Here is a 12,533-nt window from a genome sequence, read left to right on the forward strand (position 1 = left end):
GACCGCGTGCGTCTCGAGCACGCCTTTGGCCTCGACCGTCCGCTGCCGATCCAGTACCTGTCGTGGCTCGGCAGCTTCCTCACCCTCGACTGGGGATACTCGTTCTCGAGCCATCAGCCCGTGCTCACGCTGATCGGCGAACGGCTGCCTAACACGCTCTACCTGATGGGCACGGTCTTCGTCGTGGTGCTGTTGCTCGCGATCCCGATCGGCGTTCTCACCGCCGTGCGCCAGTACTCGATCTTCGACCACGTCGTGACCGGGACCACCTTCACCTTCCTCTCGACGCCCACGTTCTGGCTCGGCCTTCTATTGATCATCTTGTTCGGCCTGCAGCTGCGCTGGCTGCCGCTCGGCGGAATGGCGACGCTCGGCGCGCCGTTCGAGATCGGCGACCGCCTCCGCCATCTGGTCCTGCCGGTCGCGACGATCGCGCTCGTGCAGTTGGGCTCGCACGTGCGCTACCTGCGCGCGTCGATGCTCGAAACGATCGGGCAGGACTACATGCGCACCGCGCGCGCGAAGGGTCTCGCCGAGCGCGTCGTCGTGCTGCGGCACGCATTGAAGAACGCCGCGATCCCACTCGTGACCGTCGTCGCGCTCGACGTGCCGGAGCTCTTCGTCGGCGCGCTCGTGACGGAGCAGATCTTCGGCTGGCCCGGGATGGGCCGTCTGTTCTGGGACGCCGCTACGCGCTCCGATTACCCGGTCCTGCAGGGCATCCTCGTCGTGTCGAGCACCCTGATCGTGCTCGCGAATCTCTTCGCGGACGTCATGTACGGCTACCTCGATCCGCGGATCAGGTTCTCGTGATGGCGACGAAGTCTGTCGCCGTCCCACTCGCGTCTCCGTTCGCCACCGCTGAGCGCAGCCAGTGGCAGATGGCGCTCGAGCGCTTTCGCGCGCACCGACCGGCGGTGCTCGGTGTCTTCGTGCTCGTGACGCTGGCGATCCTCTGCGCCGCCGCTCCGCTCGTTTCGCCGTACGACCCCGACAAGACGCGGCTCCTCGAGCTCTACGAGCCGCCGTCACTCACGCATCCGTTCGGGACGGATGACCTGGGACGCGATCTCGCCACGCGGATCCTATACGGCGGGCGCGTCTCGCTATCGGTCGGTCTCCTCGCGGTCACCGTCGCCGTCTCGATCGGCACCCTCGTCGGCGTGCTCGCCGGCTACTACGGGGGGTGGATCGACAGCGTGCTCATGCGGTTCGTCGACATGATGTATTCGTTCCCCCGCCTATTCCTGCTGATCCTCTTCGGCGTGTTCTTCAAGGGCATGACGATCGGCGTGATCGTCATCGTCCTTGGACTCCTCTCGTGGATGACGACGTCGCGTCTCGTCCGGGCGACGTTCCTGTCGCTGAAGAACCGCGAGTTCGTCGAGGCCGCGCGCTGCATCGGCGCCACCGACCGGCGGATCATCGTGCGACACATCCTGCCGAACTCCCTCGCGCCGATCATCGTCGCCGCGACGCTCGGCGTCGCAGCCGCGATCATCGCGGAGAGCACGCTCTCGTTCCTCGGGCTTGGCATCCAGCCGCCCACGCCCTCGTGGGGCAACATGCTCAATCACGCCACGACCGACATGGCGAAGGCGCCATGGATCGCGATCTTCCCCGGGCTCTTCATTTTCCTCGCCGTCGTCTCGATCAACTTCATCGGCGACGGTCTACGAGACGCGCTCGATCCGCGTCATGTCGTGCGCGGCTAGCTGAGGTCTCCCGGCACCTAGGTCACAAATAGAAGGCCCCCGACTAGGGTGGCGGTGTTCAACGCCAACCACTTCTAGTCGGAGGGCTTTCTTTGTATCACTCAGCCGCCACAACCCCGAGGATGCGTGCGTTCCTGGTGAGCGAAGCCGAGCGGATCGGCGTGACACGCACGGCCAGACAACTTGGCGTGAGTCGACGAACGGTGTATCGCTGGCGCCGGCGCGCGCCCGACTTCAGTGATCGCCCGTGTCGGCCGCACCACTCGCCGCTGCGTGCGGCGGATGTTCTCGAGGCCAACGTGCTCGCCCTGCGGCTGGAGCGACGCTGGGGTCCAGACCGCATCGGCGCGGTGCTGCACCTCGCGCCGAGCAGCGTGTATCGGATCCTGCGACGCCATCAGGCCCAGCGACTGAGCCACCTGTTCCCGAAGCCCCCGCGAAGCTACGGGCACTTCGAGGTGATGGCGCCCGGCGAGCTCGTCGCCTTCGACACGAAGAGTCTTGGTCGTCTGGATCGCGGCGGCGGCCGTCATCCTGGACGTGGCAATCGGCCGCCGGGCGAGGGCCGCGATCAGCGCGTGGGTTGGCGTCAACTGCACGTCGCGATCGATCTGGCCAGCCGCGTGGTCGTGGCTGAGCTGCGTCCGGCGGCCGGGAACGCGGACACGATCGCGTTTCTCGAGCGCGCGCTCGCGGCGTTCGACGCCCGTGGCATCCGCGTCCGGCGCGTGCTGACCGACAACGGCTCCGGCTACAAACGCACGTTCCACGAGCGCGCCCTGGCTCTCGGTGTGCGGCATACCCGTACCAAGCCATATCACCCGTGGACCAACGGCCGCGTTGAGCGATTCAACGGCACGATCCAGCGCGAATGCCTGTATGGGGAGGAGTTCCGTTCAGAAGAGCAACGCGACCTTGCGGTTGCGCTCTACCTCGCCTATTACAACGCCGAACGCCCGCACATCGCTCTCGGTGGTCTCGCTCCAGCGCAGTGGCTAGCGCGCTGGAATGCGACCCAGGTCTAGGGAGACCTCAGCTAGCTCGCGACCGCCTCGGCGGGCGCCTCGAGATAGCGCTCGGCGTGGCCGAGCGGGCTGAACAGCCGGAAGTAGAGCGCGATGCCGAAGACCAGCGCGCCGATGGCCGCGTAGACGGTCTGCACGTCACCGGTGCGCTCGACGATGTAGCCGCCGATCGTCGCGCCGAGCGGGTTCGCGGACCAGGCGAGGACCATCGCGATGGTGATGATCCGGCCCAGCAGGTGATTCGGGACGATGGCCTGCCTCAGGCTTCCGGTGTTGATGTTGAACAGGATCCCGAGGCCCGACGAAAGCGCGGACAGCATGACCGCGAGGAGATACGTCGGAGCGTAGGCGAGCGCCAGTGTCAGCAGACCACTCAGCATCAGAGCGACGAGTGCGACATTGCCGAACGAGAAGCGGCTGCGGAGCGGGCCCGCCGCGAGCGACATCGCCACGACGCCCGCACCGTCGGCCGCGAAGAGAAGGCCGAGCTCGCTGTCTGACACGGCGAAGCGGTGCTTGGCGAACAGGACGAGCTGCGCGTACACGGTCACGCTCACGAAATTGATCAGCGCCATCATCGCCGAGATGTTCCGCAGGACGGGGTGCCGGAGGACGTACCGCAGGCCTTCCATGACGTCGGCGCGGATCGACGTGCGAGCGGCCTCCCGCGCGGCGTTGAACGGCCGCGCGATCAGCGAGAGCGTCACCGCCGAGACGGCGAACGTCGCGGCATCGATGTACAGCAGGTCCTCGAGCGGGATGAGAGCGAGCAGAGCGCCCGCGGCCAGCGGACCGAGTACCGACGCGGTCGAGAAGCTTGCCTGGATGCGACCGTTGGCCGCGACGAGCTCGTCACGTCCGACAAGGCTGGGGATCGCGGCGAACTGGGCGGCCTCGAAGAAGATGCCCAGCGTCGCGGAGAGGAAGATCGCCGAGTAGATCCACCACACCGAGAGCACGCCCGCGGCGGCCGCGAGCGGCACCGACGCGAGAACAGCCGCGTTCAGAAGGTCCACGACGATCATGAGGCGCTTCCGATCGAGGCGGTCGGTCCACGCGCCGATCAGCAACCCGAATAAGAGGTGTGGCAGGCCGAACATCGCGAAGCCGATCCCGAGCGAGACCGCGGACCCGGTCAGCTTGAAGACCAGCAGCGGCAGCGCGAGCTGCGTGATCGAGCTGCCGAAGCTCGAGATGGTCTCGCCGGTCCAGAACTTCCAGAAATCGGAGCGCATCCGAACGCAGACTACCGTTGATCGAACGCATACTTCTGTGGTGCCCGACATGCTCGACCGATATCTCGAGCAGCACGGCGACCGATTCGTCACCGAGCTGCGCGAGCTCTGCGCGATCCCATCGGAGGCGACCGATCCAAGCGCGCTCGATGCCGCGGCGCGCTGGTGCGGCGAGCGTCTGGTCTCGGCCGGAGCGCAGTCGCACGAGCTCCGAGTGGACGGTGCGCCGGCGCTCGTCGTCGGCGAGACCGGAGCGGGCAAGCGCACGCTCATCTGCGTCCAGCACTACGACGTGCAGCCGGCCGTGCCGCTCGACCTCTGGCGAACTCCCCCGTATGACCCGGCGGTGCGTGACGGCGCCATGTTCGCGCGGGGTGTCGACGACAACAAAGGACACCTGCTCCTGCGGATCCAGGCCGTCGAGGCTTACCGCGCGATCAACGGAGAGCTGCCCCTCCGCGTGCGCTTCCTGATAGAAGGAGAGGAGGAGAGCGGCAGCTCGAACCTCGCGCGCCTGCTCGCGCTCGACGCGACGCTGACCGACGGGGACGGCGCGCTGAAGGAGGGCGGCGCGATCGATACCGCGGGCCGGCCGCAGCTGCTCCTCGGCGGGAAGGGCATCTTCTACGTCGAGCTGCGCGTGCGTTCGATGGCGCGCGACGCGCACTCTGGCGCCGCGACGCATCTCCCCAACGCGGCGTGGCGGCTCGTCACCGCACTCGACACGCTCGTCGACCGGAGCGGACGGATCCTCATCGACGGCTTCTACGACGACGTGCGCCCGCCCACCGAAGCCGAGCGCGCGCACCTCGCGTCGCTCCCGTTCGAGTCGGACGTGGTCAAGCGCCTGTACGACATCGAGTCATTCGCGTGGGGCCGCACTGACGCCGAGGCACGGGTCGCATCCGTGTACGAGCCGACGTGCAACATCTGCGGCCTGGTGTCGGGCTTCACCGGCGAGGGAATGAAGACGGTCATCCCGTCCGAGGCGATGGTGAAGATCGACTTTCGCCTCGTGCCCGAGCAGGATCCGGCGCGGATCCGGACGCTGCTTCGCGCGCACCTCGATCGCCGGGGCTTCACCGACGTCGAGCTCAGCGCGAAGGAAGGCACGCGGCCGTATCGCGGACGCATCGACGATCCGCTCGTGCGCGCAGCGCAGGCGGTCGCAGAGGAGGAGATCGGAAAGCCCGCGATGCTCATCCCCTCTTCCGGCGGAACATCGCCCATGTGGCAGGTCTGTGGGAAGCGATCGCTCGCGAACGTCACGCTCGGCATGGGTCACCCGGGATCGGGCGCGCACGCGCCGAACGAGAACATCCTCGTCGCCAACTACTGGAAGGCGCTGCGAGCGACGGTCGCGCTCTTCCGCCGCTACGCCGATCAGGCCTGAGCCGTGGAAGGGACCATCGAGATCAAGGCGCTTCGCTGCCGCGGGCATCAGGGCACGACAGCGGAGGAACGCGCGCGCCGACAGGAGTATCTCGTGGACGTCGTCGTGCGCACGGACCTCGCGGACGCGGTGCGTGCTGACGATCTCGCATCCGCGCTCGACATCAGCCTGCTCGCGAAGGTCGTGCGCGATGCGGTGTCCGAGCGTCCGCGCGCTCTCGTGGAGCGCATCACGTTCGACGTCGCGCGCTCGGTCCTCGCGCGCTTCCCGGCGGTGAGCGAGACGCGCGTTCGCGTGCTCAAGCCCGAACCGGATGGGCTCGACGCGGGAGCCGAAGCCGTGGAGCTCGTGCTGCGCCGGTGATCCGCGCGCTCGTCTTCGACTTCGACGGTCTGATCCTCGAGACCGAGACGCCGTCATACCAGACGTGGGCCGAGATCTACAGGGAGCACGGCCACGAGCTGCCAATGGATCGGTGGTTCGGGTACATCGGAAGCGACACCGGGTTCGATCCGGTCGGGCATCTCGCGGCGCTCGTCGGTGAGGGATTCGACCGCGACGCGACGCAGGCGCGGCGGGACGTGCGCAAGACGGATCTCATCAACGCGCTCGACGTCATGGACGGAGTGCGCGATTACGTGGCCGATGGGAAGCGCCTCGGCATGCGTCTCGCGGTCGCCTCCAGCTCGTCGCGCCGGTGGGTCCTCGGCCATCTCGAGCGCCTGCGTCTGCGCGCGGAGTGGGACGCGGTCCTCACGCGCAACGATGTCGCGCGAACGAAACCGGCGCCCGACCTGTATCTCGCCGCGGTGGAAGCGCTGGGCGTCGCGCCGCGGGAGGCCGTCGCATTCGAAGACTCCCGGAACGGGATCGCGGCGGCGAAGGACGCCGGGCTGCTCTGCGTGGCGGTCCCGAACGCACTGACAACCGCCATGGACCTGTCGCGGGCGGACCTGCGGCTCGGGTCGCTGGCAGAGACGCCGCTCGAGCGGCTGCTCGCCGTACTCTCTGCTCTGTGACGACGGCGGTCGCGGCCAAGTCTCAGGTACGCGTCGCTATGAACTCCCGTCGTTACCTCGGCGACGTGTGGCGGCGCCCGATCACACGGGCGGTCGTGAAGGCGCTCCTGACCATCTGGGTGACGACGACCCTCACCTTCGGCCTTATCCGCCTCATGCCGGGGAGCCCGGTCGAGCTCAAGATCGACGAGCTGATCCAGTCGTCCAACGGAGCGCTGAGCTACGAGGACGCGAAGGCGATCGCATCGAGCCTCTTCGCCATCAACCTCAACGCACCGATCCACGAGCAGTACCTCTCGTTCATCTGGAACCTGCTGCATCTCGATCTCGGCAACTCGTTCCTGTCATCGGGGACCGGAGTGACCTCGATCATCATCTCGGTCCTTCCGTGGACGCTGTTCTCGGTCGGCACCGGACTCTTGCTCAGCTTCGTCGTCGGGATCGGTCTGGGGTTGCTCGCGGCATATCGCCGAGACTCGCTCCTCGATCGCGTCGTTTCGACCGGCGGATCGCTCATCAGCTCGATCCCGAACTACCTGCTCGCGCTACTGATGATCCTGTTCCTCGGCGTTCAATGGAAGCTCATCAACTTCACGGGTATGCGCGGAGCGTATTCGTCCGGCATGCAGCCCGGCTTCACGCCTGCCTTCATCGGCGACATCTTCTATCACGCGTCCCTGCCGATCACGATCTACTTCCTGACGCAGATCGGGCACTGGATCCTCTCGATGCGAAGCGCGACGCTGTCGGCGCTCGAGGAGGACTACGTCACCGCCGCCCGCGCGCGCGGCCTGTCGGATGGCCGTATCCGCACCGCTTACGTCGGACGCAACGCGGTCCTCCCGCTCGTCACCCAGCTCGCGATCAGCGTCGGCTTCATCGTCGGGGGCGCCGCGATCATCGAGCAGCTCTTCGCATATCAGGGCGTCGGTCTTCGCCTGCTCGCGGCTGTGACGCAGCGCGACTATCCGGTGATCCAGGGGATCGTGATGCTGACGACGATCGCGGTAGTCGTGGCGAACCTCGCGGCGGACCTCCTTTATTCGAAGCTCGACCCGCGCATCGGCCGCGCCGGCGGATCGTCCGGATGAGCATCGCCGTCCTGAGCCGTCCGACCATGGGACAGCGCCTGCTCGGACCGTGGCGCGCGAGCGTCGAGTTCCTCCGCCTGCTCTCGCGGCGGCCGGTGGGCCTGGTCGGCTTCATCGGGATCGTGTTCTTCCTGTTGCTCGCCTTCGTCGCTCCGATCTTCGTTCCGTTCCAGAACGACCCGAGCCTGGTGGACATCTACCAGACACCTTCTCAGGCGCATCCCCTCGGCACGGATTTCCAGGGCAAGGACGTGCTCAACCAGATCGTCTTCGGGGGCCGCGACATCCTGACCGTCGCGATCCTCGCCGCGCTGGTGTCTACCGTCATCGCGATCACGTTCGGATCGATCGCGGCCATCGTCGGCGGGAAGGTCGACTCGACGATCCTCGCCATCACGGACGTGGTGCTGACGCTGCCGAAACTGATCCTGCTCATCGCGGTGGCGGCGATCCTGCGACCGACCAGCTTCGTCTTTCTGGCGGTGATCCTCGGACTGATCCAGTGGTCGAGCCTGCTGCGGCAGATCCGCGCTCAGGTCCTGTCGCTGAAGGAGCGCGACTACGTCGAGGCCGCCCGCTCGCTGGACCTCGGGCTCTTCCACATCGTGTTCCGCGAGATCCTGCCGACGATGCGGAGCTACATCGCCATCCACTTCATCTTCGCTATGACCGAAGCCATGTACGCCCAGGTCTTCATCGTCTTCCTCGGCCTCGTGCCGGTCTCGGGCTCGAACTGGGGCATCATGCTGTACTTCGCTCAAGGCCAGGGAGCGCTCTTCTTCCGCGACAGCATCTGGTACATCCTCAGCCCGATCCTCGCGATCACGCTGGTGCAGCTGTCGCTGGTGTCGTTCGCGTCGGCCCTCGAGGACATCTTCAACCCGCGGCTTCGCGGCTCCGCCTAACGGTCGTGCCGGTCCTTTCGGTCCGCGACCTCTCCATCGACTACGTCACGCGCCGCGGTCCGGTCCACGCCGTGCGAAGCGTGTCGTTCGAGCTGGAGAAGAGCGAAACGCTGGCCATCATCGGCGAAAGCGGGTCGGGGAAGACCACACTGGCGGTCGGGCTCATCCGGCTCTCGCCGCGCGGTACGAAGGTGACGAGCGGCGAGATCCTCTACACGAAGGACGGGCTGACCACCGATGTCCGCAAGCTGGACGACGACGACCTCCGCGAGTACCGCTGGGCCGAGGCCGCGATGGTCTTCCAGGCGGCGCTCAACTCCTTTAACCCGGTGATCACGATCTGGGAGCAATTCAATGACACGGCACGCGCGCACGGGATGAAGGATCGGCAGAAGGTCCGCGACCGCGCCGACGAGCTCCTCGATCTCGTGCACCTCGACGCGAAACGCGTCCTTCCGGCGTTCCCGCACGAGCTGTCCGGCGGGATGAAGCAGCGCGTCCTCATCGCGCTCGCGCTGATGCTCGAACCGCAGCTGGTCATCCTCGACGAGCCGACGACCGCGCTCGACATCCTCACCCAGCGCTCGATCATCGATCTGCTGCGGCAGCTTCGCGAGAAGCTCGCCTTCTCGATGATCTTCATCTCACACGATCTCTCCATAGCGGCGGAGCTCGCCGATCGCATGATCACGATGTATGCGGGCCGGGTTGTGGAGGAGGCGAACGTCGACGACATGTTCTACCGCCCGCGTCACCCGTACTCGGTCGGCCTGCTGCGCGCCGTGCCGCGCGTCTCGGGCGCCCTCGGGAACGTCGCGTCGATCCCGGGGTCGCCGCCCGACCTCATGCGTCTCCCGGTCGGGTGCTCGTACGCACCGCGGTGTCCGTACGCGATAGACGCCTGTCGCGCCGCGGACCCGCCGCTCGTTCCCGTCGACACGCCGCGGCATGAGGCGGCCTGCATCCGCTGGAAGCACGTCGCCGAGGTACTCGGCTCGAACGCGGAAGTCCCGGTGGCAGAGAAGCTCGCATGAGCGCGCTCATCGAGCTCGATCACGTCAGCAGGACCTTTACGACACCTGCGGGTGTCATCACCGCCGTCGACCAGGTGTCGCTCGCGCTCGGACAGGGCGAGGCCATGTGTTTGGTCGGGGAGAGCGGCTGCGGCAAGACGACGACGGGCCGGCTCCTGACCGGACTTCTCCGTCCGAGTGGCGGTCGACTGCTCTATCAGGGTAAGGACGTCTGGCTGACGAAGGGCGCCGACCTCGCACGTTTTCGCCGCGCGGTCCAGCTCGTCCATCAGGATCCGTACGCGTCGCTGAACCCGACCCGCACGGTGTTCCAGACGCTGTCGGCCCCGCTCTATCGGCACAAGAAGGCGAGCTCCGGGCGGCAGGCGCTGGCAGCGGTCAACGAGCTGCTCACGCGAGTCGACCTCTCTCCACCGGAGAACTTCATCGCGAAATACCCGCATCAGCTGTCAGGCGGTCAGCGCCAGCGGGTCGCGATCGCGCGCGCCCTCACCGTCGATCCAAAGGTCATCGTGGCCGACGAGGCCGTGTCGATGGTCGATGTCTCGATCCGCATCAGCCTGCTCAACCTCCTGCTGGCGCTCGCAAAGGAGTTCAGCGTCACGATCGTCCTCATCACGCACGATCTGGCGGTGGCGCGCTATTTCGCCAGCCGCGGCCGGATCGGGGTGATGTATCTGGGCCGGATGGTCGAGCTCGCCAACACCGAGGCGCTGGTGACCGATCCCGCGCATCCGTACTCGGCCGCACTCATCGCGGCGATCCCGGAGGCCGACCCCGACATCACGCGCTCCAAGACGCGTGTCGAGCTTCGGAGCGCGGAGATCCCGAGCCTGCTCTCGCTGCCACCCGGCTGCACGTTCCACCCGCGTTGCCCACTGGCGGAGGACGGCCTCTGCGATGTGCTCGTGCCCGAGCTGCTCCAAATACCAGGCGATCGCGAAGTCGCCTGCCATGTGGCCGTCCGTGAGCGCACGAGCGAGCGGAACGTGGTCACCGCTTAGATGGACCCGATCCTTCTGCAGGGCGCCTTCAGGATCGGCTTCCTGATCCTTGCGCTCTCGCTGTTGGTACTTCCTTTCGAAGACCGCTCGTCGGCCGAGTTCGTCGCCACCGTGCTCGCCGCCGTCATCGGCCTTGTGTTCATCGGGATCGTGAGCGTGCTCGCGCGATCATCGCTGCCGCCGCCACCACGGTCGCACGCTCGGACCTCAGTCGACAAAGCCATAGGGAAGGGCTACAACGAACGAGATTCGCACTCGGAGGGAACGACTAGATGACCGATACCAACATTAGATATTCACCGACACGGCGGCGCTTGCTCCGTGACGCAACGCTCACCAGCCTTGGACTGATCGCGGCCGCATGCGCACCGGGCACAAGTGGAACGACATCGACGAGCACGACCGGCGGTGGCACGTCGGCGAAGGGTGGCGAGTTCCACGGTGCGTGGCCGTACGTGCTCGCGCCACAGGGTCACTGGAACTATTACGCGACGAACGCGATCCTTGGTGGCAGCATCTACACCGACCTGTTCATCTCTTCGCTCGCCGTCTACAACTGGGCGACCGCCAAGTACGAGTTCTGGGCCGCCGAGTCAGCGAAGCAGAACGGCGACAACTACGAGGTCAAGCTTCGCTCCGGCCTGAAGTGGGACGACGGCAAAGCGTTCACCGCGAAGGACGTCGTCACCACCTACTGGGTCGGCCGCCTCGCGAGCTACGGCATCTGGAACTTCATCGATAAGGTCGAGGCCATCGACGACCTCAACGTCCGCTTCCACTACACGAAGCCGACCAGCCTCGGCGAGAGGCTCATCCTCCGCAACGGCATCAAGCCCGATTCCATCTTCGGCCCACTCGCGAAGAAGGCGCAGGACTTCTACACCGGTGGTGGCACGAACTCGACCGACGCGGGCAAGGCGCTCATCAAGGAGATGAACGACTTCCGTCCGACAGCCCCGTACTCGATCGGTCCATACAAGATCGACAGCGCGAGCGTGACCGCGGCCCAGCTCACGATGGTCCGCAACGCCGGCGGCCTGTTTGCCGACAAGGTGAACTTCGACAAGATCGTGATCTACCAGGGCGAGACCGCCGAAGTCACTCCGCTCGTCCTGAACGGCGACGTCGACTACGCGACGCACGGCTTTCCGCTCGCCACCGACAAGGCATTCCAGGACAAGGGCTACCGCATCGTTCGCGGTCCGATCTTCACCGGGCCGGCGCTCTACTTCAGCTGGGACAACGCACCCGAGTTCCAGGACAAGCGACTGCGACAGGCGGTCGCCATGGCCTTCAACCGTGAAGAGGCCGGCAAGATCTTCTACGGAACGTCGGCCCGCGCGCCGAAGTACATGGCGGGCTTCCCGGACAGCCTGGTGCCCAACTGGGTCAACAGCGCCGACCAGTCCAAGCTGAACGCCTACGCCTTCGACACCGCCAAAGCCGACGCGCTCATGAAGGACATGGGCTACGCCAAGGGCACGGACGGCATCTACGCCAAGGGCGGGAAGGCGCTCTCCTTCGAGCTCTACTTCCCGAGCGACTTCCAGGACTGGGCCGCGGCGGCCACGTATGCCTCCGACGCGCTCAACAAGTTCGGCATCAAGATCACGCCTCGCGGCGCGATCCGGTCGACGCAGCTGCCGGACATGAACAACGACAAGTTCCAGATCGGACTGAACCCCTGGGGCATCGGAAACCCGCACCCGCAGGCTTCACTCGTCCGACCGTTCCGGGAGTTCAACAAGGACGCCACGGGCGGCGGCATGAAGTACCCGCTCACCCAGACGTACTCCGGCGGCTCGATCAACTTCGACACGGTCCTCGACGATGCGATCACGGGTTACGACACCGCCAAGCAGAAGGACCCCATCACGAAGCTCGCGATCGCGTTCAACGAGCTGCTTCCGATCATCCCGATCTACGAACGGCTCAACAACAACCCGATCAACGACAAGGTCCGCGTCACCGGTTGGAAGCCCGAAGGCGATCCCATCTACACCCAGGGTGGTGGCGACAACTTCACCATCGTCATGCTCATGGACGGGACGCTGCACAAGGTCTGATCCCCGCACCGAGCCGAATCTGAAAGAGGGTGCTCCGAAAGGAGCG

Annotated in this window: 13 protein-coding genes; 12 read left to right on the forward strand and 1 reads right to left on the reverse strand. The window is 66.3% G+C overall.

The window, feature by feature from the left end; all coding sequences use genetic code 11:
* The 3 genes from VI056_04210 to VI056_04220 form a co-directional block, all read left to right on the forward strand.
* A partial coding sequence (locus VI056_04210) for an ABC transporter permease (protein HEY6202225.1) occupies positions 1-813 on the forward strand: 813 nt, incomplete at its 5' end.
* Positions 813-1,715, forward strand: coding sequence for an oligopeptide ABC transporter permease (gene opp4C / locus VI056_04215; protein HEY6202226.1), 903 nt, complete (start codon positions 813-815; stop codon positions 1,713-1,715). The genes VI056_04210 and opp4C, both read left to right, overlap by 1 nt.
* A gap of 122 nt (positions 1,716-1,837) precedes the next feature.
* Positions 1,838-2,740 (forward strand): IS481 family transposase, encoded by a 903-nt coding sequence (locus tag VI056_04220; GenBank protein ID HEY6202227.1) that lies wholly within the window; start codon positions 1,838-1,840, stop codon positions 2,738-2,740.
* Positions 2,741-2,751: 11 nt separating this feature from the next.
* Here the strand turns inward: VI056_04220 and VI056_04225 are convergent, their stop codons facing one another.
* Positions 2,752-3,975 carry an MFS transporter gene (locus VI056_04225; protein HEY6202228.1) on the reverse strand — a complete coding sequence of 408 codons (1,224 nt, stop codon included), beginning with the start codon at positions 3,973-3,975 and terminating at the stop codon, positions 2,752-2,754.
* Positions 3,976-4,024: 49 nt separating this feature from the next.
* Here VI056_04225 and VI056_04230 point away from each other — a divergent pair, with 49 nt between their 5' ends.
* From VI056_04230 to VI056_04270, 9 genes are read left to right on the forward strand one after another with little or no spacing between them, the layout of a single operon-like run.
* Positions 4,025-5,368, forward strand: coding sequence for a M20/M25/M40 family metallo-hydrolase (locus tag VI056_04230; GenBank protein HEY6202229.1), 1,344 nt, complete (start codon positions 4,025-4,027; stop codon positions 5,366-5,368).
* A gap of 3 nt (positions 5,369-5,371) precedes the next feature.
* Positions 5,372-5,731 (forward strand): dihydroneopterin aldolase, encoded by a 360-nt coding sequence (locus VI056_04235; protein ID HEY6202230.1) that lies wholly within the window; start codon positions 5,372-5,374, stop codon positions 5,729-5,731.
* Complete coding sequence (locus tag VI056_04240; GenBank protein ID HEY6202231.1) at positions 5,728-6,387, forward strand: HAD family hydrolase; 660 nt, start codon at positions 5,728-5,730, stop codon at positions 6,385-6,387. Before VI056_04235 ends, VI056_04240 begins: the two co-directional genes overlap by 4 nt.
* Complete coding sequence (locus VI056_04245) at positions 6,384-7,478, forward strand: ABC transporter permease (GenBank protein HEY6202232.1); 1,095 nt, start codon at positions 6,384-6,386, stop codon at positions 7,476-7,478. The genes VI056_04240 and VI056_04245 overlap by 4 nt, the downstream gene beginning before the upstream one ends.
* Positions 7,475-8,383 carry an ABC transporter permease gene (locus VI056_04250; GenBank protein ID HEY6202233.1) on the forward strand — a complete coding sequence of 303 codons (909 nt, stop codon included), beginning with the start codon at positions 7,475-7,477 and terminating at the stop codon, positions 8,381-8,383. Before VI056_04245 ends, VI056_04250 begins: the two co-directional genes overlap by 4 nt.
* A 5-nt stretch (positions 8,384-8,388) precedes the next feature.
* Complete coding sequence (locus VI056_04255) at positions 8,389-9,417, forward strand: ABC transporter ATP-binding protein (GenBank protein ID HEY6202234.1); 1,029 nt, start codon at positions 8,389-8,391, stop codon at positions 9,415-9,417.
* Positions 9,414-10,421, forward strand: a complete 1,008-nt coding sequence (locus tag VI056_04260; protein HEY6202235.1) for an ABC transporter ATP-binding protein — start codon at positions 9,414-9,416, stop codon at positions 10,419-10,421. Before VI056_04255 ends, VI056_04260 begins: the two co-directional genes overlap by 4 nt.
* Positions 10,422-10,697: a hypothetical protein gene (locus tag VI056_04265; protein HEY6202236.1), complete on the forward strand. Its 276-nt coding sequence runs from the start codon at positions 10,422-10,424 to the stop codon at positions 10,695-10,697.
* Complete coding sequence (locus VI056_04270) at positions 10,694-12,487, forward strand: ABC transporter substrate-binding protein (GenBank protein ID HEY6202237.1); 1,794 nt, start codon at positions 10,694-10,696, stop codon at positions 12,485-12,487. Before VI056_04265 ends, VI056_04270 begins: the two co-directional genes overlap by 4 nt.
* The last annotated feature ends 46 nt before the right edge of the window (positions 12,488-12,533 follow it).

The organism is Candidatus Limnocylindria bacterium, from assembly GCA_036523395.1.
GTDB lineage: Bacteria > Chloroflexota > Limnocylindria > P2-11E > P2-11E > CF-39.